We start from the raw sequence: 22,086 nt of genomic DNA on the forward strand, positions 1-22,086 counted from the left end.
CGTAAACACGGTCTTTTCTTATGGGCCTATAATTTGGGGATACGCCCCATCACTACAGTATCGTAATAGTTCCCATCCGCTAAGCGCTTGTCCATTTTCAGCGTGCCCTCCACTTTAAAGCCGCACTGTTTATACAGCTCTACCGCTTTTTCATTGCTTTCAAGCACTTTTAAGCTTATCTTCTTGATCCCTTGGCCATCCGCCCACTCGATCGATGACTCCAAGAGTTTGCGGCCGATACGATGGCCCCAATACTGCTTGAGCACCCCGACGCCGAACTCCACTTGATGGGCGCTTCGTTTTAATGGACTGCCTTCGCACCTAGAAAACCCGGCAATCTGGCCATTAGCTTCGGCCACTAGAAACAAGTTCCGGCTGCTTTTGGCATCCTCTTGGATAAGCCGTTTGAACGCCGCTTCGTCCAGGTAAGCTTCTCCGCGTTCACGGTCCATATTTTCCGTCTCGCCATCAACCTGCAACCGCACTTTCTCCAATTGGGCTGCGTCTTGAATTTCCGCACTTCGAATGCAATAATCCAAGCCTTTCACTTGAAACAGCTGTTTTGCTAATTGCATTCCCATGCCTCCCTATTATTTCGGAATCGTTCATTTATGCTGTGGCGACTTGTCCACAGTGAATTGCGATTTATTTTTCTGCTTCATTTGATAATACACAATCGTCAACAACACCATCAATTCCGAAAGCGGAATCGCAAGCCATGCACCTGTGACGCCGAAGACGAGCGGCAAGATGCTCAGTAAAATCAGCAGCACGATGATTTCGCGTGCTGCGGTGATCCAAGTCGCCATGCGGATTTCACCGGTCGATTGATAATACGTCATCATCACAAAATTCGTTCCCATGAACAAATACGCAATAAAGAACAGCCGGATGCCGGAAGTCGCGAGCTCCACGACGGCGCCCGGGAAATCCCCGAACACGCTGACGATACTTGCTGCAAAGAATTGCCCGAAGATGAAAAACAGCAAGCCTGCCACGAATGCCGTCCCGATCGCCAATTGCAGCGTCTTCTTGATCTTTGCCTGGTCTTTCGCCCCGCTATAGTAACTGACCAGTGGCTGGATAGCTGAGCCCATGCCGAGAAATGCGAGCAGCATGACGCTATGGACGTAATTGAGGATGGCGAACGCCGCAACGCCTTCCGTTCCTTTCAGGCGTTCGAAGACATTGTTATGCGAAATGGTGAACACCGACATGCCGATTTCCGCCAAGAAGCTTGGGAAGCCGATGACGAGAATCAACAACAGCAATTTGCGGTTCGGCTTGAAACGAACAAAGCGCAATCGATTGTCCTGTTTGAAAAAATGCGTACACAAGACGAGCATGCCGACAAATGCGGCAAGCAATGTCGCAGCTGCCGCCCCTTTGACGCCAAAATCCAGAACGAACAAGAACAGGTAATTCAAGCTGATGTTCAATAAAGAAGTCGTGATGAGCGACACCATCGCAAGATTTGGGCTGCCGTCATTGCGCACCATGATGCTGAGCGCGTTTTCCATCGTAAAGATGAAGCCAAAAAGCAGCATCAAATATAGATAATCGGAGACGTACGGAAAAGTTTCTGCATTCGCCCCGAGCATATAAGCCAGTTCCGTTCGAAACGGAAAGGCCACTAGCCCGATGATTAGCGTCACTGCAAAAATCGCCGCCATCGCATGTGAAAACACAATACGTGCTTCGCCTTCCCGCTTTGCGCCCATAAGAGCTGAAAACCTCGTGGCGCCGCCGATGCCTAGCCACAGCGACATCGCGACAAATAAAGTATAGACGGGGGCTGCGATGCCGACACCGGCCAATGCGACCGGCCCTAAGCGGTTGCCGACCATGATGCCATCCGCGACAATATTGATCGCCATGAGCAACATGCCGACAGTCGAAGGCACCAAATAACGGACAAATGCCTTGCCGACTGGCTCTGTATCCAGACGATGAATAGATGCTGGTTTCATATAGAACTACCTCCTAGCTTTCAAAACACCGAAAACTATTTTTGTTTTTTAAGTTTTTTTACTCCGAAGAAATACTGGCTTTGATTAGCCAGCATTTTTCTTATTCGCTTTTGACGAATCCGTCTACTAATAATTCGCTCATCGCTTCGACTGCTTCCTTGATGGAGATGCTTTGTTCCGAGAAAAATTGCTGATCCAAAGAAATATTGACGACGTTCAAAATCATCTTCATCAATAGGTCGATGTTCTGTTGCTTGATCAATCCGGTCTCCATGCCTTGTTCAAGCAATTGCTTTAAGTCTTCCCATTGATTCATTTCCCGGTCGACGCGTTGCCATTGTTCAGGATAGTACCGCTTTAATTGCTCCAAGACACGCAAATCAAAAAAGTCGTTATGATTTGGGATCAAGACGATGAGCTGATGGATTTTCTCCTGCAAATCAAGAGCATCGTCTTCGCGGATAGCTTGCGCCCGGCTATTGTACTCGGTAAATGCCTGGTCGATGATCGTTTCCAGGATTTCCAATTTGGACGAAAAGTTTTCATATAAGGTGCGCTTGCTGATGCCAAGACGTTTCGCCAAATTGTCCATGGTGAATTTAATGCCGTTGTTTCGGGTTTCTTCAATAAATGCTTGGATTATCCGGTTTTTCACAGCCGAACCCCCTTTATGAAAACTAATAATACTATAATCGTTTTCTTAGTTCAAGCAGAAGGATTTATAGATGTAAATAAGGACCGGCTCATAAAGCCGATCCTTGTTTGTCACGCCAATAATTTACTGCTTTTCGTTTTCTCTAAACGGTAGACCAGTACGACACCAAGCACGGCACCGCTGATGCTGGAGACGAGAAACGGCGGCATAAAGAACAAGGCGCCGACTTCCGTTCCCATCAATACGCGCGCATACGGCACCGCAACCAGCGAGGCGATGATGCCTGTGCCGAGAATTTCCCCAGCTGCTGCAAACCCGATCCGCCCGCTGTAACGATAGAAGATTCCGGCAAGCAAGGCGCCGATCATGCCGCCTGGAAATGCGAGCAAGGAGCCCGTCCCGGTCAACACGCGAACCGTACCGGTCAATAACGCAATGACTACCGCTGGACCGGGGCCGAAGATGACCGCTGCGATGACGTTGATGGCATGCTGGACTGGATATGCACGCGCGATGCCTGCTGGAAACCACACGAACGCAGATCCGGCGACAGCGAGTGCGACGAACATTGCCATCAGTACCAGTTTTTTCGTATTCATCCGATGCGCCTCCCCGGAATCGATTGCTTGAATCGCTCGATTTGCCCTGCAACATCCTCTGCTTGCGCGATCGATGAAATCACGGCGATCCCGGACACGCCTGCCCGCCATACCATTTCAGCATTGCCAGGTTCGATGCCGCCGATGCCAATAACGGGCACATTCGGATATTGCGTTTTCACTTTGATGATTTCCGCGACACCCGCAGGCGGTTTGGCATCGCTTTTCGTGCGCGTGCCAAATACCGGCCCCATGCCAAGATACGTCGCGCCACATGTCAGCGCTTCGTTTGCCTCTTTGACAGAATGCACCGAGACCCCAAGAGCCATCGATGCACCGATTCGCTGCCTTACCTCGCCGCATCCCATATCATCCTGTCCGATATGGATGCCGTCCGCTTCGATTGCACAAGCCAGTTCAACATCATCATTGATGAACATCGGAACCCCGTATTCGCTGCACAGTTTTTGGCAGTTGGCGGCAAATTCCACTAGTGCCTCCCCTGTCAGTGCGCCATGCCCTTTTTCGCGCAGTTGAAAATGGGTGATGCCTCCTTGAAGCGCTTCTTTGAGAAGTGCGAGCGGCTCTTTAGTACCGGCGTTTGTCGTACCCATGAGAAAATAAATCGCTGGATTCCCGAACAAGATGAACCACTTCCTTTTCCTTTGATTCTTTGTATGCCGCATGATGCGTCGGGCCGTGTCCATGGCCAATGCCCAGCGGATGCGCGAGCGCCGATTGGATAAATTCCTTGGCTGTGAATAATGCTTCTTCCACTGGTTTGCCTTTGCCGAGTTCAGCCGTCAGCGCTGCTGAAAATGTGCAGCCCGTGCCGTGCGTCTGTTTTGTCTGGAGGCGTTCCGAACGCAGCAAAATCACCCTGCCTTGTTGGTCTATATAAAAGTCTTCCGCTACGTCAGGGTCTGCGCTATGACCTCCCTTGATAATGACTGAGGACGCGCCAAGCGATAATATCGCTTCTGCCGCTTTTCTTCGCGACACATCATCGGTAATATCGATTCCACTCAAGGTTTCTGCTTCCGGAATATTGGGTGTAATAATAGAAGCGAGCGGCACGAGCAGCGATGTGATGGCTTCGACCGCTTCTTGTTGCAATAGAGAAGCTCCGCCTTTTGCGATCATAACGGGATCGATGACTAGCTGTTCAAAGCCGTAGCGTTTGATGCCTTGCGCAGTTTCTTCGATAATTCCCGCATCAAACAGCATGCCGGTCTTGAGCGCACGGATATCGAAATCTCTCCCAATCGCATCGATTTGTTCTTTGACCGCTTGCCGGTCCATTGGGTAAATGCCGTGGACGCCTTGCGTATTTTGGGCAGTCACCGCTGTAATGGCCGAACAGCCAAATACGCCGAGCTCTTGAAAGGTTTTCAAGTCTGCCTGTATGCCCGCACCGCCGCCAGAATCAGATCCGGCAATCGTCAATACTTGGGCTTTAGTTTCCATGAACAAGCGCCTCCTGCCTTTTTGAAAGTTCATCCAAAAAGCTTATCTGGAATGCTCCCGGGTGCAAAGCGATTTTCGCCGCGCGGCTGCCTGCATTGGCATAAAGTTGCAAACCAAAAGCGACCGCATCAAGCTGACTACTCTCTTTATCCGTCAAAAATGCGGCAAGCACCGCACTAAGCAAACAACCCATCCCCGTAACCGATGCCATCAATGAATCGCCGCCTGTAATGTACTCGGTGCGTTCCCCGTCTGTCACCAAATCGCGTGTTCCAGTGACCACGACCATTGTTTGGTATTCATTAGCTACTTGTTTCGCGATAGCTGCCAAATCCCCTTCGCCTTCTCCGGCATCGACGCCGCGCGCTTGCCAATCGGCTCCCGCAATGGCCGCGAGCTCACCGGCGTTGCAGCGCAAAAGCGTCACATCAAGTTCCGTCAATAATCGCTTCACGGCCTGCAAACGATAGACGGTCGCCCCAGCACCGACTGGATCCAATACGATCGGGATGCCTTTTTTCATTGCAGCACGACCAGCCGTGAGCATGCTCTTGAACGAACGCTCCGTAATGGTGCCGATATTGAGCGATAAGGCATCGGCATGCCCTGTGAGTTCTGCGACTTCTTGCTCTTCGTCGCCCATCACCGGGGAAACGCCGAGCGCCAGCAAGCCGTTCGCTTGGAAGTTCGAGACGACGTGATTGGTGATGCAATGAATCAAGGGTTTTCGCGCACGCAACTCTCTAAGCATGAGGAACACGCTCCTTTTTCTCGGGCAGTTCCCAAGTTTCCATCGTCCAAGCCTGTTGCCAGAATTGCCATTCGTAATAACTGCTTCTCATAAAGCGCGTCTTCAATTCCTTGCGCCGCTCTTCCGATAAGCCGTCTGCCAGTTGATCCATCCGTTCAATTTGTTCATTGACCAGTTCCCCGAACCATTCAGATCCATAAGTGCCGATCCATTTCTGGAAAATCGGTTCTTCAGGCGTCGCCGTTTTCAAACGTTCACCGATTTCGTAGTAAAGCCAATAGCATGGAAGCAAGGCTGCGAGCACGTCCGCCAAATCGCCTTCTGCGGAGCGATACATATGCGAAACGTAAGCGTAAGCGTGCGGGGAAGGTTCAAATAGCTTCCAGTCTTCCTCTGTCACCCCAAGCAGCTCCATAAAGGATTCATGAAGTGCGAGTTCTGCGGCGCAGGTCTGTTCTGCGTGATGTGCGAAGGATTGCGTCGTTTTCAGGTCTTTCGCTTTGGTGGCTCCGATTGCCTGGACTTTTGCGAAATGCGTCAGGTAATAAGCGTCTTGCATCACATAAAATTTGAAGACATCCAGCGGCAAATCCCCTTTCGCAATACCTTTGACGAAAGGATGCTCAAAACTGGCGTCCCATAGATCTGTGCATTCCAACCGAACTTCTTTACAAAATGTCATGTCGCTCTCTCCTTTTTTGGGCAAAATAAAACACCGCTTCCCAGGTAAGGAAGCGGCGATAAAGGTCAGCTGAAGAAATTGGAGAAAAGCTCACAATTCGCCCACTTCCCTACGCTGGTATAATCCAGATCAGGTTCAAAGGGTCCGGACTCTTGTCCGTCTCAGCCATCGTGGCTCCCCTAGTGGAATAGCGATATTTTTTTATTGTCGGTAGTAGAATACCATAGCTAGCCTGCGAATTCAAAACTTTTTGAATTTGTTTTGTCCTCCTATAAAAAAGCCAGAGTGTGATGTCCTTGTCAAGATGAGACTGGAGGAGTTACCAGTCCGATAAGGGAACTTCGCTGAAATGGAATTGTTGACCTTGCCCGTAAGCGATCCATCGATGACCTTATTAGCAATTACCGGTTTCGCCATCTGCTTTACGTTTTTCCTTCGTTATTGGCCCTTCTCGGTATGCTGGGAAAAAGGAACAATTATCTTCTACATTTGCTTTCATGCATAACAAATTATACACTTCTAGATTCCATATTTTCTTGCCTGTGTAGTATTCAAGCTCTTGGGTCCGACCATACTTCTTCTTGTAGAGATATAATTTATCATCCGGATCGTTCGTCCGGCCGCCTCCGTGATGAATCAGCCTTATCCCATTTTCCATCCCCCAACAGAGCAAAGCATATTGAAGAATAATTGGCGCATGCAAATGATGGTATCGTTCCAAACTTCCCGTTAAATGAACATGGATTATGCCATTGTGAACAAAATTCAGGCCCATCGCGATAACTGCCCCTTGCCATATCACTTCCACAACGACCAATTGTCGCCTCAATGAGTGAAGACATTGCTCAAAATATTCATCACTAAAATAATAGTATTCATCCGCTTGGTTACGGTTCATCGTCTGGAGGTACAATTCCTTGAATCGGTCAAGATTGTTGGGACTAACCACTACCCGATACTCCACACCCTGCTCTAACGCTTTGCGAATAGATCGGCGAACTGAGGGCGAGTATTCAGTCATCAGTGGATTCTCTGTGTCATGCAATCTCGTCTGAATGGTGTTCCGCATAAAGTCGATGGCGTACCATTCCTTAAAATCTGAGGCGTTTTTCAATATAGGATGAAATCGGACGAATTCACTGACGATGTTTTCCGTTTGGCAATATTTGCGAAATTCACGAAAAAACAGTTGGCATAATTCCTTCTTATCCCTTGCGTCTTCAGCTTCAACGATTGGCCCTCCATATCCGTAGGGGGTGATTAAATCATAGTACGGGCCACTGCCGGGTAAATGGAGGGGAATTTCCCTTTTGATAAATAAATAGTGGACTGATCCTAGTTTGTGAAAGAGAGTGAACGACACACATTTTCCGTTTTCCATCTTTTCATAGAGCTTCCCGTATTCTTTGCCGAAATAAATATCTCTCACCGTTCTCACCTCATCTTTTTGGTTACTAGCGTTCAAAGTTGTATTCACGTTCTAACTTTAAAGACTTTCGGTTAAAGTGAGGTTAAGTAAGTATACTGGCAGTAAACTTTTCGCGCCCTGTGAAAAAAGAGCCTCCACAATCGGAGGCTCTTACATTTCTTCTACATATTCAATTTGGTAATCCCCGTACTCATCGATTATCACGGTGTAACGTCGTTGGTGATCGATTGTGCCCGTCTCGCCGTCCGCTTCGTGATAATTGAACACGGCCCCTGCTTCGACATAGGCACGGTCGCCATCTATTTCGACGGAACTGACTTCCGGCACGACCGAATCAAACACCCGGCCATCTGAAGAATATTCTTTGACGACGCTGTCGACCGCTTCAACCGCCTGGCTTCCCGGCACCAAATACGTGGAGTAGTAATTGAGCTCTTCTTCGTTCATGGAATACGGCAGCAAATCATAATAGGCTTCGATGAAACTCGACAGCAAAGCTTCGTCAAAATAGGCATCCTTCACAGACGGTTCCACCAATTGCGAAGCCGGAAGCGGATCTGGGTTGTTCGCCCATGTATCCAGCAGGTCCTTTTTCAAATACAGCGGAATCGCATAGCCGATTTCCGGATTGTCTTCGAGCATGACCGAATTAATGCCTAGTACCTTTCCGGTGCTTGCATCCAGTAGCGGCCCACCACTTGAGCCTCTTTTGATGAGGGCATTCATTTCGTAAAGGTCGTTGTAGACGAAGACTTCCGAAAAATCGACCCCTGTGTTGGTGATTTCGCCTTCCGTTGCTGTGTTCGCCGCATTTTCAGGGCTGCCGATGGCGATGACCGGCGTCCCGCTATCCACCGGCTCTAGCTCCTGCTCAAGCGGGGCTTTTCCTGCTAGTTCTTCGACGCGGACCAGTGCTAGGTCTTCATCAAGCGATATGCCGATGACTTTTCCAGCAAACTCCTGCCCATCGCTATTGACGAGCGAAATAAATGTCGCATCACGGACGACATGTGCATTCGTCAAAATATCGCCCTGGTCATTGTACAAGAAACCAGAACCTTGTTCGAAATCGGTATAGATCGTGTAGACATGTGTTTTGGCGTTCGCAATCATGGCCCCTTTTTCTTGTGCGACCGTATCAACCGGTGAATCTCCCTGTTCAGTTTCTGCCTCCGGCGGCGCTTCGGTAGCCGTCCCTCCACAAGCCGCTAGGATCATCGCTGACAGGAAAACTACCAGCCATTGCATCATCCGTTTTTCCATCGTCTCAACCCGCTTCCATTATTGTGAGTTCATTATAGCAACCACCAATTCAAAAAGAAAAGGCTTGCAACGCTTGTTTTGATAAGTTTTTGGAAAGAACATTTTTTCACACAAAAAGGCTGGGGGAGCAGATGCTCTCCCAGCCTTTAATCCGTTTACTTATCTTCTGTTCTTCACCAATCGCCCTCTGTTCGTGACGACCGTGTAATTGCCGAGCTCTTTGACTTCAAGTGTGAAGGTCGAGCCGTTTTTGCTGCCTTTCATGATTTGCCATCTGCCACGCTTGTCAACGTATGAACCGAACTGGACCCGGACACTTGCATCAGTTGCGAATCTCAACTGCACCGTGTCGTCAAATTTCATATCCAGTTCCGTACCTGAAGCATTCAACACCGCGATATCAAACTGGCTAGTCAACGTCGGGCGGAACCCAACCAGCTTAGCATCATCAGCCTCGAATGAGAGTGTCATGCCTTGAGGCGTTTTTTGTGCCAATTGTTTCAAGTTTTTCGGAGTCAAAGTCAAAATCATGTTTTCCAATTCCACGCGCAAATTCTTGCCGCTGTTTAACACTTGCGTGAAGATCTCGTCGGAGAAATGGATATCCAGCTTGCCTTCTTCATCGAAGTCAGCTGCTTTAACGACCGCTGAAAACTCCGTGTATTCCGGTTTAGCTTGTTGCTGGCCTGGTACTTGTGGTTTGTCGAACGTAATCTGTGCCAGAAGCGGGTCATGGTCTGATGCACGTCCATGCTCTTCCATGAACATCGAGTTGATATGGACCATGTCGAGTTCTGTATGGTCTGCCAAATTATTCGTTACTAGCAAGTGATCCAGTACTTGCGTATTGCCTTGGTAATGATACGAGAAACGATCGTCTTCTGGCACATCGTTGACTTTATTCGTCAAGATGTCACCTTGAAGTGCTTCCAGTGCCGGCGTGAATTCGAAATCATTCATATCGCCAGTAACGACGACATTCAGTTCCGGATTCACTTCGAGCCCTTGTTCGATAAAGCCATTGATGGCATGTGCCAATTCAATGCGTTCAACTTCCGATTTGAATTCAGGTGGCTGGTTTTGCCCCATCAATCCTTGATCTCCGCCTTTGGAGTTCAAATGCGTTGCGATGACGACAATTTCTTCGCCTTGGAATTCAAATTGTGCTGCGAGTGGTTTACGTGTGCCAGGCATCGGGATTGGCTGGACGCGTCCTGGGTTCAAGGCAAGATCGCCTGATTCCGTCCACGAGTTGTCTTGTGTAGCTGTTCCTTTCGTGCCCTCAGCAAGTGTTACGCGTTCTGGGTTGTACAAGAAACCGACGCGGATGTTCCCGCCTGGCTGTCCGCCGTCTTGGTTGTATTCCGGTGCGATGTCTGTCCAAGCGTACGTTGGGCCGCCTGCTGTTTGGATGTCTTTGATAAGACGCTCATAAGAAGCGGTAGCGTCAGCGTTGCCAGATGCAATCGGGCCATCGCTGTCTTGAACTTCGATCATCGAGATGACATCTGGTGAGTTCAAATCATTAACAAATGATTCTGCAATGCGCTGTGCTTTTTCGTTCGTTGTGTGGCTCGGGTCTGCAGAGAAGTTTTCGACGTTATAAGCCGCAACCGTCAATTTATCGTCCGCATTCTCAATCCATGTTTCTTCCGGTCGTGTGCCGCCGTCTACAATGGCCGGCACTTTCGTTACATCCGTCCAGATCTGGTAGTTGCCAAATCCGTAGCCAAGAACGCCGACCGGCATTTCAGCGAAAGTATCGCCTGCTTTTGCGACGAGGTCTTCACTTGTTTGGATTTTTACGCGTTCCGGGTTGAAGTCGTCTTCTTCAAGCAAGATTCCGCCTTGTTTATGGAATTCGTTGTTTGTTGCATGTTTCGATACGACAAATACTTCGCCGTAGTCTTGCGGGCCAACGATTTGTGCATCCGCTACGCCGACACGCATCAATTCAAGGGATTCCCAGAAATCGATGCCGTCTTCTTCTGGCTGGAATTCCGTCAAGCCGTCGTTGTCGATATTTTGTGTAGGCGGGAATACATCTTCACCGATCACGATCGGTTCAGGAAGAGCTGTCGTACCTGTTTTCACGACATCTGTTGAACGGATGCGCGTGACAGGCAAATCGTTTTCTTTCATATCGGAATAGCCGCTATAGAACCATTCTTCCACTGTTCCTGCGACCGATACTACATCCCCGACAGCCAAGCTGCTTGATGCAGAGGATTTGTTGACGATAATCGCTTCTGATGTTGTCCAGTCGCCGTCATCATTGGTATCTTGAATGACAAAGTTCGCACCATTATAGAAATGCGTAATGACACCTGTTACGTCTTTCACATTGGCATTTTCATAAGTTGAGTAATGCCCTTGCCCTTGAATGTCGCGGATTTTCAAGTCCTTAGTTTTCAGGACCGTGTAGCGGAATGAAAATACTTCCGATGTTTCATCTGAGATAGCGATCGCTTTGATGGCCGTATCTTTTGTTAAAACGATCGGCTGCGTATAAACCGCGCTGCTTGCAGTCGGTGTTGAACCGTCTGTTGTGTAATGGATTACAGCATCGTCCCATCCGCTGGCAAGTGTAATTTCAGTTCCTTCCGAAACGACGCCTGGGAAGATGTCTGCATACACAGCCGGTTTGTTGACAAGTTCAAAGCTCTCAAATCCAAGCGTCTTCACTTGGTAAGTCGAATTGAATTTAGAAGCGATGCCTGATAGGTAAATCAAGTCGCCTTCTTTGTAGCGTTTGGTAAAGTCTTCGAACGTCACCCCATTGCGGTTATCATTGCGAACGACGACTTGCTCGTCGTTTTCGGCAACTGCCGTAAATTCGAACGTTCCATATGCGTTAACGGATTGTAAGTTGGTGATTTTGACGCGTTCAATCGAAATGCGTTCTCCTTGCGTGTCTTCATTGACACCTGCTGGTGAAATCACTTGTGCTTTTGGCAATTCATTGCCAGAAGACAAGACTTCTACCGTGTTTGGCTGTAACTGAAGTTCACCGCCATACTCAGACACAGTGCCCACTAAGCGGACCTTATCGCCTGCAGTAACTGTTGCGCTGGACGTATAAACATAAATTCCAGCTGTTTCATCCTGCACATAGAAAGCGTTGCCGCCCCACAAACCAGTTTCCGTTGTGACGGTTGCTTCCAACGAGATCAAGCCTTCTGAACCGCGAGCTTCCTGGACACTGTCTACAGGTGTCGCTGTCGGTGGCTCTTCGCCTTCAGACAAAATCGTGAAAGCCGTTGGAGATTTCAAGCCTGCTGTCGTGAAATAAGCTTCCAGTGAACCCGTGATCGTGACTTCGGCTTTGAAATTCGACGGGTTGTCGACCAAGTTCAAGCCTGAACGAATTGAACCGGACGGCAATTGAACTGGCAAGATTTTCGTCGGATCGGTTTCATCCGGTGAATCTGCCAACCCTAAATTGCTCGCTGTCGTGAAAGGAGCCTCTTGATCGTAGCTCGTTTTGCTGCTGGCAGTGCCAACAATAAAGCCTCTCACCGTTGCTGTGCCTGTATTGTTTTCTATGGCTTGTGCCACCGAAATGGTTTCGGCCGCATCGGCTGTTGCTGCATAAGGCAACACAGCGGATAAAGCCAATAGGAGACTCAAAAAGATTTTGCTGAACGCGCTTTTTGCCACTAACTTTCACTCCTCAGGTAATTTATTGTCATACGAAACCATTATACTAAAAAATTGTAAGCGTTTTATTAATAATTTGTAAATTCTAACTATTAATACCCAAAATACTCATACAATTTACTTTTTTTAACTTTTTAATAGTCTGATCATTCTTTTTGTTTGAATTGTTTTTCAATACTTTTTCATCCACTTCTCGTAACGACCCAGTTATGAATTTTTCCGCAACATAATTCATTGAGAGACGTCTAAACAAGAGGATTCGTGATAAGATAGAAAAATGGAATTGGGAGATTATTGCTCCTATATATAAGGAAAGAAATTGGTTTTGTTTTACCGCTTAACCATTTGAAGAAAGTAGGATTTTGTTTTGGGCAGAAAACTCGCACTTACCGGCATTTTGTTTGTCATTGCGTCATTGTTTTTAAAAGTTTCCGGGCTTCTCCGGGATATGGTGATTGCCTATCAATTTGGCGATTCCTATCAATCAGCTGCGTATTTTGCAGCATTCGCTTTGGCAAATACTTTTATTTTATTTTTCACTACCGGCATGAAGAACGCATTCGTGCCAAGCTTTATCCACGCACAGGCGGAGGGCAAAGGCCATCACCATTTTTCACAGATCATTCGCGGGACGATGGTTTTCGGATTGATTGTTGCCGTTATCGGTGCATTCGTCTCTCCCGTCCTGTTGCCTTTATTGTTTCAGTTCCCCAACCTGCAACCTGATGTGCGAGCTGAGGCAATTGAATTGAGTGTTGCCTTGGCGATCATTTTCTTTATCGCTGTGTTCCTGGTGTCATTGAACGCAGTTTATGAGGCTTATCTTGACGCAGAAAGTAAATTCTCTCTGTCGGTCATCTCACAGACCATCGTCATCGGCAGCACCATTCTTAGCACGCTGTTGTTTGCAGATCAAATCGGCGCCTACTCAATGGCGTTTGGCTATTTGGCTGGTGCGTTGTTATCGTATATTGCCAAACGGCTCTGGTTCGTCCCTAAAGACAGCCACAAAGTCATCGGCAAACTCGATTGGGAAGAAATTAAGCCCTTTTCGATCATTTTCATCCCGGTTGCCATTACGGTGATGGTCGGCCAAGTCAATCTGACAATCGATAATATCTTTGCCAGCTCATTCAGCGATTCAGCGGTCAACTACGTAAACTACGCCAAAAACATCGTCCACTTCCCTCAAGCGATCATCGGCGTGACGATTGGGACGATCATCTTCCCGATTTTGGCGAAAGCCATTGCGAATGCCAATGAGAAAAGCTTCAAGCAAGGCATCGAATACGGATTGATGTTGACGCTTCTGGTTTTGCTGCCTGCTGTTGCGGGAATGATGTGGCTGATGCAAGATCTTATTACGATCGTTTACGAACGCGGCGCCTTTACAGCGGATGCGACAACAGCCACTGCAAATGTCGGCTATCTGTATCTGGGATCGGTATTGTTCTTCAGTTTGCAAAACATTTTAAACAAAGCTTTCTATTCAAAGAAACAGGGACATGTCATTTTGCGCATTTCCTTATTCTCCATCGCACTCAATGTCGCATTGAACTTCCTGTTCATCGCCTTGCTTGATTCGTATTTAGCGATCCCACTCGCTTCGTCTGTCATGGCGCTCGTTTATTTTGCGCTTAACTGGGTCGTCTTCAACCGGACGCAAGGCAAGCTCAACTCTCGCTTTATCCTAAAAGACGCGGCGAAGATTTTTGCGGCGACCGCTGCGATGCTATTGGCTTTATGGCTCGCTTCCGGAATTCTCGAGGATCTCAATATCTATATCCGCTTCGGCCTGACTGCGATCGTCGGCGCCATTGTCTACGTCATCGCAGCTCTCGCCTTGAAAACGGAAATTGCGCGCTTCCTCATCAGCAAGCTTAGAAAATCATAAGGAGTTTTTCATATTATGAAACAAGCATTAATGAAAAATGCCGCGCCGGTACTGAATCCGGCCATCAAAGCATCCTTGAAACGCTTTTACAAAGCGGATAAACCGCTGACGCCGCTGGAACCGGCACAACGCGTGCTCGTATTTGCCCCACACATTGATGACGAAACGATCGGTCTCGGCGGAACGATTCGGCGCTATGCCGATTCCGGCTCACAAGTCACGATCGCTATCGTCACCGATGGCAAAAACAGCAATGCCGCTCCTGTAGAAGCCGATGCCCTGGCCGAAACGCGCAAACAAGAACTGCGTTCAATCCAGGATCTGCTTGGCTTTACGGACGTTCGTTATCTCGATTATCCCGACAGTGAAATCAAGCATGTCGCATCAAGCGAACGTTTTGTGGAGCTGATCGACGAAATCCAGCCGGATACGGTCTATACGACCAGCTTGATCGATGCCCACCCGGATCATGTGTACAGTGCCCATTTGGTAGCGGATGCTCTGAAGCACTCAAAACATTCACCAAGCATTGTCCGCGAATATGAGATCAATTGCCCTGTCCCGCCTGAAGCGATCAATTGTATTATGGATATTAGCGATCAATTCCCGCTGAAACAACGCGCAACAGAAGCATTTAAAAGCCAAGTCATCGCATTTGATGGATTTCTGGCGCTCGCTGAGATTAAAGCAGCTCAAACAAAAGAAAGCCCACGCTATGTAGAAACTTTCATCGAGAACACACCGCAGCGATTCATCGAAGCGGCTGATCGCTTGAAAACTGGCGACCGCCAATACGAAAACCATTTCAAGCAAGCGAATCGCACCGTTACCTTATGGTGGGCAATTTTCAAGAACTTGAAATTGAAAAAGGCGATTTATCAAAGCCGCTAATTATAAATGCATTTGGAGGATATTATGAACTTTTTTAAGAACGACAACGAAAAATGGTTTTGGCTCATCGCCTTGATCGCTATCATGTTAATCGCTTATTCTGAACTGGCCATCATCGGCTATGCTGTCACACTGGTGTTGTTCGCTTACGCATTCATCAATCCCAAGCACGGCATCCTGTTGCTGTTTGTCTATATACCGGTACGTGAATTTGTGACGCAATACAATCCGGCGCTCAGCTACTTGACGGAAGCCATCGTATTCGGTGCGCTGCTCAAAGTGTTTTGGATGAATCGCAAAACCGTCGGCAAGCTATTCCACTTCAAGAATTTCGAATATGCTTATTTCGCGTTTCTTGCCATCGGTTCGATTTCCGCTCTCATCACGGGCATCAGTCCCGTTCTCATTGCAATGACTTTGCGTCAGTTCCTGCTCTTTTACTTGGTCTATTATGTGGTCTACCGTCTCGGGATCACTCGCAAAGACTTGGTCAACCTTGTCTGGATTTTTGTTTGGACTGCGATTTTGGTCATCATCCAGGCTATGGCTGAAAAGTTATCAATCCGCAACTTCTTCTTGCCTGAATCTTGGCAAGCTATGGCGTTATCCGCCAAAAACCGCGTGCGCATTTACGGCATGCTCGGCAATCCGAACGTGCTCGGCATCTACTTGATGTTTGCGTTTATCGCCTTCTATTATGCGAAAAATAAACTAAAAGAATTCAAACCGCTTTATATGGATATTTTGAATGTCCTGTTGGTCGGCATTCTGGTATTGACGTATTCGCGTGGTACTTGGTTAGGATTCTTGATCGCCGCAGTCGCTTTCTTAATCATGACGCGCAAAATGAGCGTGCTCATCGACTTTGTGAAGTACACGGCGATTGCCCTAGTAATTGTTGTACTGCCACTTAACTTGCTGACGAACTTCATTGAAAGCACCGATGTCGGTTCCAAGAAAGTGACCAATATCCAGCAATTTGATGTTGGCGGCGAATCCGGATTCCGCGATCGCATCGGCAGTACTTTTAGCGAAGACACGGTCACTGGCAGCCAAAGTTCAGGCCGCTTGTTTATCGTCAAAACTGGATTTGAAGTTTTCAAGGACAACCCAATTATCGGGACCGGGTTTGCCACGTTTGGCGACTCTACTACCCTATCGAACGGTTCACCCATTTACCGTGAATACGAAATCGGCCATAAATTCTATTCCGATAACCAGTATATTCAAATCATCGTCCAAACCGGCGTACTTGGTGTCATCGCCTTTGCCGCCTTCTTATTGCTGATGCTTTGGCGTTACGCGAAAAAGCATAAAGAAAGCTACCTATACTCTCTTACTGCCAGCATCTTGCTCGGCGCATATTTCATGGGCCTTGTCTATAACCTATGGGAATCCGATATCTTCGGCCTGGCGTTCTTCGCGCTTCTTGCGGCTGCGTCTCGCCGTGAAGATTTCGGGCTGCAAGATGACGGTGACACTTTATGATTCGCCTATATCAAGCCGGAGATGAACTCGGCATCAATGAGCTTTACGAAAAAGTATTCGGTAAAAAACGCTCGCTTGCTGAATGGCAATGGAAGTTCGAAACCTTTCCTGAGGGCGCCACAATCGTTATTTTTGAAGAAGATGGCCACATTAACGGCCATGCGGCTTTTTTGAAGCTGACGGCGCGTCAGCAGGGCCAGGAACTTGTTCTCGGTGAACGGGTCGACATCATGGTCGATCCGGAAGCACAGGGACGCGGCATTTATAAACAGATCGTTTCTCGCATGATTCAGGAATGTAAAGCTGAAGGGATAGACATTCTTTACGGCTTCCCTGCTGAGACAGCGAAACAAGTGTTTTTGAAGGTCGCCGACGGCAAAGACCTCGGGAATGTCCCGCGCTTTTTGGCCGTCAACAAACCTGGAGCTTTGCTTGCGGCCAAGGTCGGCAAGTTACAGGCGATTCAGTCGCCGCTCGACAAAGCGTTCTCAGTCAGCATTCCGAAAAAGAGCACGCATCAATTGCGCGAGCTTGGCGATCGCTTGTCCGTAGCTGAAATGTTGTACGGCCGTTTTGAAAAACAGTACCCTCTCCACACCAAGCGAAGCAGCGGCTATTTGCAGCGTCGGTTCCTGGATCATCCGACAAAGGATTATCAGGTGTATACCTTGGAGCAAAATGGTTATGCTGAAGGATATTGCGTTCTGCACGACGAAACGAAAGCGAACGGCGTCACCTTTACCACGATTGTTGATTTGTTTGGTCCGAACGATGAAGCGATTATTGCGGATCAATTGAAGGCCATTCGCCGTTTCACGAAAGCGGATGCGCTCAATTGTTGGGCGGTGCCCGATAGCCCGCGTTATCGTGCTTTGAAGAAAGCTGGATTTTTCCATATCAATAGCCCAATGCCATTTGTGATTAAGGATTTCACTGGCACTGGCAGTTATGATGAACTGGCTGATTGGCATTTGTCGCAGTCGGATGTGGATTCGTATTAAGTAATGTATGCCCTTCTTCCGGGATTCCGGTTGGAGGGCTTTTTTTGGTTTGTGGGGAATCGCTTCCCGGGACTGGTGTGGGTGTAGGTAGATAGTGAAAGTTTATGTGTCGACTTGTTCATTGCTTTTCTTTTTGCATCGCTTGGAGAGTCGCTGCCGGGCTTGGGGTTGGCCTTTCACAAGAAGCCGGGAAGAGCGCCCGTCTTCTTGCTTCGGCTCACCCCTCTGCGCTGGGCAGCTAGGTGATTTTATTGGATGTAGAGTGTTTAGCATGTTCTGCTTCTTTATACAGTTGCCGGCTTGTGGGGGAATCGCTTCCCGGGACTAGTTTGTGGGTGTTTGAGTGGATAGGGGTTTTGCGCGTTGATGGTCGCTTTATTTGAATAGTCGCTGCCGGGCTTGGGGTTGAGCTTTCAGAGTAAGCCAAGAAGAACGCTTGTCTTACTCCTTCGCTTCACCCCTCTGCGCTGGGCAGCTTGGAGATTTCATTGCTTGTGGTATGTACCGGCGGATCTGCTTCTGTATTCAGTTGCCGGCCTGTGGGGGAATCGCTTCCTGGGACGAGCTGGTGAGTGTTTGAGTGGGTAGGCGTTTTGCGCGTTGATGGTCGCTTCATTTGAATAGTCGCTGCCGGGCTTGGGGTTGAGCTTTCAGAGTAAGCCAAGAAGAACGCTTGTCTTACTCCTTCGCTTCACCCCTCTGCGCTGGGCAGCTTAGAGATTTCATTGCTTGTGGTATGTACCGGCGGATCTGCTTCTGTATACAGTTGCCGGCTTGTGGGGGAATCGCTTCCTGGGACGAGCTGGTGAGTGTTTGAGTGGGTAGGCGTTTTGCGCGTTGATGGTTGTTTCATTTGGGTAGCCGCTTCCCTGGTCTTGTGATTGTGGGGATTGCTAATTCTTGGTCATGAAGTTGTGATGAGATTTAGTGTTTCTCTGCTCTTGTAGGTGCTAGATTGCTCGGCTTTGTGAATTTAGTGAAACTGATTTGGTTTTCTTTCGTATGTATGATTATGGTAAAAAATTACACTTAACTTTCGTACCAAAGCCTACTAGCAGAGGAGTTATTGTATGGATTTTTTCACTAATTTTATTGTGATCGCTTTGTTCATCTTTCCTTTTATCACGCTTATTCATGAGTTGGGGCATGCTTTTTTCTTGAAGTTATCGGGTGGTAAATTACTTGAATTGAGTATTGGGAAGGGCGAAGTTTTATGGAACTACAAGCTGTTCTACCTGAGGGTGGCGTATTTTGCAGGAGGGCACGTGGTTGCAAAAGATATTGAAGCTCTGGGGAAGTTCCAGAGGAGTCTTTTCTACTTGGGCGGCGTTTTGTTCAATTTGGTCAGCGCGGTAATTTTGGATCTTGCAACGGGCTTTGAGCTTGGGGTTTTTCGAAATTACTTGGATAGCTTCATATTCGTTTCTTATTTAACTGTCTTGATTAACCTCCTCCCGATGACGACTATTGTCGGAGATACTGATGGCAAGCAATTGGTTCATCTGTATCGTGAGCTAAAAGTCGAAGAATAGTTTTGTTGGGTCTGGGCGTTTCTGGTGATGATAATGAAGAGCATATTGCAGGTTCCTGTGGATATGCCTTTAGCGTTTTCTTCATGCTTTTCCACAGTCTTTGCAAAGACGCAAAAAATCCCCGACTGCTGAAGCAGCCGAGGATTTTTTAGTTTGATCAGTCGTGCAAAGCTTTGATGACTTTTGGTGAAACCACTTGTGTACCGCCTGAAGTGAAGACAGTGCCGTAGTAGTGGGCACGTGTTTCAACTGTTGCGTTCACGGAATCTTTTTTGACTAAAAGCATCGGTGCTTCATAAGCTGCAGCGAGTGCGTTTCCAGTCAAAGCATCCGGGAAGTTTTGGCCGTTAGCTGCCAAACCTTCGACAGCGTCTTCAAACAATAGCTCAGCTACTGCTGCAGACGTCAAGTAACGGTCTGCACCGCTGACACGTGTTGCATCCGGCATTTCATCTGCTACTTCTTCAGAAACGGCTTGAGATCCACCGATGATTGTTGTTGTATCGTAGAATTCAAGTTCGTCTGCTGTTGCTGCAGGAATGCGGTCTGGGCGTGTCAATAGAATCGGTTTGTCGTTAACCGCTGCGTATGAACCAGCAGACAAGGCATCTGGGAAGTTCAAGCCGCTTACAACGACTGCTTCAGTGCCATCTGTATCAAGCTCAGCTGCGATTGCTACTGCTGTATCGTAGCGAGTATCGCCGCCAATACGTTCTACATCAAGGTCAAGCTCTTCTAGTTCAGCAAATACATCAGCTGAAACAGCTTTTGTGCCGCCAAGAACGATCGCGTTTGTTGCACCAAGGCGTGCGATTTCTTCAGCAACACCTGAAGCAAGTGCGCCAGAGCGCGTCAATAGGATTGGCGCATCGTATTGATCAGCGAGTGGAGCTGCTGTCAACGCGTCTGCATATTGGTCGCCACGTGCAATGACGACCGTGTCAGCAGATTCCCAACCTTGTTTCGAAACAGCGATTGCTGTTTCGTAGCGGTTTTCACCTGACAAGCGCACTTGGTTGATGCGGCGCTCTTCGTATGGTTCTACCCCTTCGTCAGCAAAGGATTGTGCGTGCTCTTCGAACATTTCCCAGTCTGTGAAGCCTGGCTCTGTTACACGGCCTTCGGCATAAGCTTTGCCGAACATTTCGTAGCCGTCGCCGCCTTTAGCAGTGAATGTGTTTGTAGCGACTGTATACGTTTCTGCCAAATCCAATTCGTCGTAGTTCTCATCACCTGTATCGACGAAGACGGATAAGACGCGTTCTCCTACTGGCGCTTTGCCGTCATAGTTGAAGAACATGCCCGATACGTGCAGGAATCCGCCGTTTTCTTTCGGATACTCACGGACGCTGTGCTCAAGTGCATCTTTGATTTCCTGGCCAGTGACTTCCATGATGGCTAGAGCGTTGCCGAATGGCAAGACTGTCAATACTTCACCATAAGTGATTGGCCCTTCGTCGATGGAAGCACGGATGCCGCCGCCATTTTGAAGCGCAATTGTCGTTTCAGGATTGATTGTTTTTGCTTTTGCGAGCATGCCATCAGTGATGAAGTTTCCAAGATTTGTTTCACTCAAGCGAATACCGAACTCTCCACGCGTACCATTTAGGAAGACGTTCGCTTCAACGCCAATTTCTTCTTTTTTCAGTTCATCAATTTCTTCTTTATATGGCGCTAGGGCTTCAACTGCTCCAGTATCTTCTGCTACTTCTGAATCATTGCCAGTGTCATGTAATTCTCCGTTGAACTCAGTAACATTCCCTTCTTCATCGAATGTTACATCAAGCTGTCCAAGGAATTTGCCATATTCGTTTGCTTGAACAATGATGGTATCCTTTACTTGCTGAGGTGGCAAGATCTTCGTATGTGTATGTCCACCGACGATAACATCAATGCCATCGACTTCCGTCGCAAGTGTACGGTCGTTGTCGATCGCTGCATTATCGTCGTAGCCGATATGTGTCAAAGCAACGATTTTATTGACGCCTTGGTCCTCGAACCAAGTCACTGCTTCTTCTGCAGCCTCAAGATAATCCGTAAATTCTACATCTACTGGGCTTGAGATGTCTGCTGTTTCAGCAGTGGTCAAACCGAAGATCCCGACTTCCTCGCCATTCACTTCTTGTACGACACCGCTATAGATTTGGCCATTGGCAGCTGTTTTGGTGAAAGCGTCTCCAGCTACAAGCGGTGACATCTTGTCATCTTTCGAGAAGTCCACGTTAGCCCCAAGCATTGGGAAGTCTGCATTTCCAACAAACTCAGCAAGTGCTCCGTGCCCATCTGCACTAGATCCCAAGTCGAATTCGTGGTTTCCGAATACCATGGCGTCATAGCCCATGTAGTTCATGAGTTCTAAATCTGCTTGCCCCTGGAACGAGTTGAAATACAGTGTTCCTGAGAAGACATCGCCTGCATCAAGCAATAGGTTGTTCGCATTCTCCGCTCGCAATTGCTTAACCAAAGTTGCGCGTTTCGGCGCATTGTCAAGGTTTGCGTGCGTGTCATTCGTGTGCATGATCGTTAACTCGAAATCGCCTTCAGCTGCGTCCGCTTGTTGCGAATCGTAAATCCCAACGACTGTTAAAGCCAGTGTCGTCGCCATTACAGAAGTGAAAATCTTTTTCGGCATTTGTACACCATCCTATCAATTTTTTTGACGAACGTCTCTCAGGGCTGTATCTTTCAGACTATGTATCAAGACGTTTGTCCCTATTACCCATAATACTACAAAAGATTTCGAAGGTAAGTAAAATTTTGATAAATATTTCGATAACGCTTACATTTTTTCTTTTTTGTCAGAA

17 protein-coding genes and 1 riboswitch are annotated in these 22,086 nt (G+C 47.9%); of the genes, 5 read left to right on the plus strand and 12 right to left on the minus strand.

The window, feature by feature from the left end; translation table 11 throughout:
- Window positions 1-26 precede the first annotated feature (26 nt).
- The 11 genes from AY633_RS04520 to AY633_RS04570 all read right to left on the minus strand — a co-directional run bounded on the left by AY633_RS04520 (window position 27) and on the right by AY633_RS04570 (window position 12,476).
- Window positions 27-575 (minus strand): GNAT family N-acetyltransferase, encoded by a 549-nt coding sequence (locus AY633_RS04520; RefSeq protein WP_068486890.1) that lies wholly within the window; start codon window positions 573-575, stop codon window positions 27-29.
- Window positions 576-605: 30 nt separating this feature from the next.
- Entirely contained in the window at window positions 606-1,970 is a 1,365-nt protein-coding gene (locus AY633_RS04525; protein ID WP_068486892.1) for an MATE family efflux transporter, read from the minus strand.
- Window positions 1,971-2,070: 100 nt separating this feature from the next.
- Complete coding sequence (locus tag AY633_RS04530; protein ID WP_068486894.1) at window positions 2,071-2,625, minus strand: TetR/AcrR family transcriptional regulator; 555 nt, start codon at window positions 2,623-2,625, stop codon at window positions 2,071-2,073.
- Between the two features lie 110 nt (window positions 2,626-2,735).
- On the minus strand, window positions 2,736-3,224 hold the full coding sequence (thiW, locus tag AY633_RS04535; protein WP_068486896.1) for an energy coupling factor transporter S component ThiW: 489 nt from the start codon (window positions 3,222-3,224) through the stop codon (window positions 2,736-2,738).
- Complete coding sequence (gene thiE, locus AY633_RS04540) at window positions 3,221-3,838, minus strand: thiamine phosphate synthase (protein ID WP_260804508.1); 618 nt, start codon at window positions 3,836-3,838, stop codon at window positions 3,221-3,223. Before thiE ends, thiW begins: the two co-directional genes overlap by 4 nt.
- Window positions 3,813-4,691, minus strand: coding sequence for a bifunctional hydroxymethylpyrimidine kinase/phosphomethylpyrimidine kinase (thiD, locus tag AY633_RS04545; protein WP_068486900.1), 879 nt, complete (start codon window positions 4,689-4,691; stop codon window positions 3,813-3,815). Before thiD ends, thiE begins: the two co-directional genes overlap by 26 nt.
- Window positions 4,681-5,442 (minus strand): hydroxyethylthiazole kinase, encoded by a 762-nt coding sequence (thiM, locus tag AY633_RS04550; RefSeq protein WP_068486902.1) that lies wholly within the window; start codon window positions 5,440-5,442, stop codon window positions 4,681-4,683. Before thiM ends, thiD begins: the two co-directional genes overlap by 11 nt.
- Window positions 5,435-6,124: a thiaminase II gene (gene tenA / locus AY633_RS04555; RefSeq protein WP_068486904.1), complete on the minus strand. Its 690-nt coding sequence runs from the start codon at window positions 6,122-6,124 to the stop codon at window positions 5,435-5,437. Before tenA ends, thiM begins: the two co-directional genes overlap by 8 nt.
- 89 nt (window positions 6,125-6,213) lie before the next feature.
- A riboswitch (TPP riboswitch) is annotated at window positions 6,214-6,315 on the minus strand.
- 203 nt (window positions 6,316-6,518) lie between these two features.
- Window positions 6,519-7,553, minus strand: coding sequence for a GNAT family N-acetyltransferase (locus tag AY633_RS04560; RefSeq protein WP_068486906.1), 1,035 nt, complete (start codon window positions 7,551-7,553; stop codon window positions 6,519-6,521).
- 150 nt (window positions 7,554-7,703) lie between these two features.
- The gene (locus tag AY633_RS04565) at window positions 7,704-8,816 is read right to left on the minus strand and encodes a S1C family serine protease (protein WP_068486908.1); all 1,113 of its coding nucleotides are present in this window, start codon (window positions 8,814-8,816) and stop codon (window positions 7,704-7,706) included.
- 159 nt (window positions 8,817-8,975) lie between these two features.
- Window positions 8,976-12,476 (minus strand): DUF6359 domain-containing protein, encoded by a 3,501-nt coding sequence (locus AY633_RS04570; protein ID WP_068486910.1) that lies wholly within the window; start codon window positions 12,474-12,476, stop codon window positions 8,976-8,978.
- A gap of 367 nt (window positions 12,477-12,843) precedes the next feature.
- Between AY633_RS04570 and murJ the strand changes: the two genes are divergently transcribed.
- The 5 genes from murJ (at window position 12,844) to AY633_RS04595 (ending at window position 19,282) form a co-directional block, all read left to right on the plus strand.
- Window positions 12,844-14,370 (plus strand): murein biosynthesis integral membrane protein MurJ, encoded by a 1,527-nt coding sequence (gene murJ / locus AY633_RS04575; protein WP_068486913.1) that lies wholly within the window; start codon window positions 12,844-12,846, stop codon window positions 14,368-14,370.
- A gap of 15 nt (window positions 14,371-14,385) precedes the next feature.
- Window positions 14,386-15,261, plus strand: a complete 876-nt coding sequence (locus AY633_RS04580; RefSeq protein ID WP_068486915.1) for a PIG-L deacetylase family protein — start codon at window positions 14,386-14,388, stop codon at window positions 15,259-15,261.
- A gap of 24 nt (window positions 15,262-15,285) precedes the next feature.
- Window positions 15,286-16,749 (plus strand): O-antigen ligase family protein, encoded by a 1,464-nt coding sequence (locus tag AY633_RS04585; RefSeq protein WP_068486917.1) that lies wholly within the window; start codon window positions 15,286-15,288, stop codon window positions 16,747-16,749.
- A complete protein-coding gene (locus AY633_RS04590; RefSeq protein ID WP_068486918.1) occupies window positions 16,746-17,750 on the plus strand; it encodes a GNAT family N-acetyltransferase in 1,005 nt (334 codons plus the stop codon). Before AY633_RS04585 ends, AY633_RS04590 begins: the two co-directional genes overlap by 4 nt.
- A 1,070-nt stretch (window positions 17,751-18,820) precedes the next feature.
- Window positions 18,821-19,282, plus strand: coding sequence for a site-2 protease family protein (locus AY633_RS04595; RefSeq protein WP_068486920.1), 462 nt, complete (start codon window positions 18,821-18,823; stop codon window positions 19,280-19,282).
- A gap of 157 nt (window positions 19,283-19,439) precedes the next feature.
- Here the strand turns inward: AY633_RS04595 and AY633_RS04600 are convergent, their stop codons facing one another.
- Entirely contained in the window at window positions 19,440-21,914 is a 2,475-nt protein-coding gene (locus tag AY633_RS04600; RefSeq protein ID WP_068486922.1) for a cell wall-binding repeat-containing protein, read from the minus strand.
- Window positions 21,915-22,086 lie beyond the last annotated feature (172 nt).

Origin of the sequence: Planococcus maritimus (assembly GCF_001592825.1) — a bacterium.
GTDB classification, from domain to species: domain Bacteria; phylum Bacillota; class Bacilli; order Bacillales_A; family Planococcaceae; genus Planococcus; species Planococcus maritimus_C.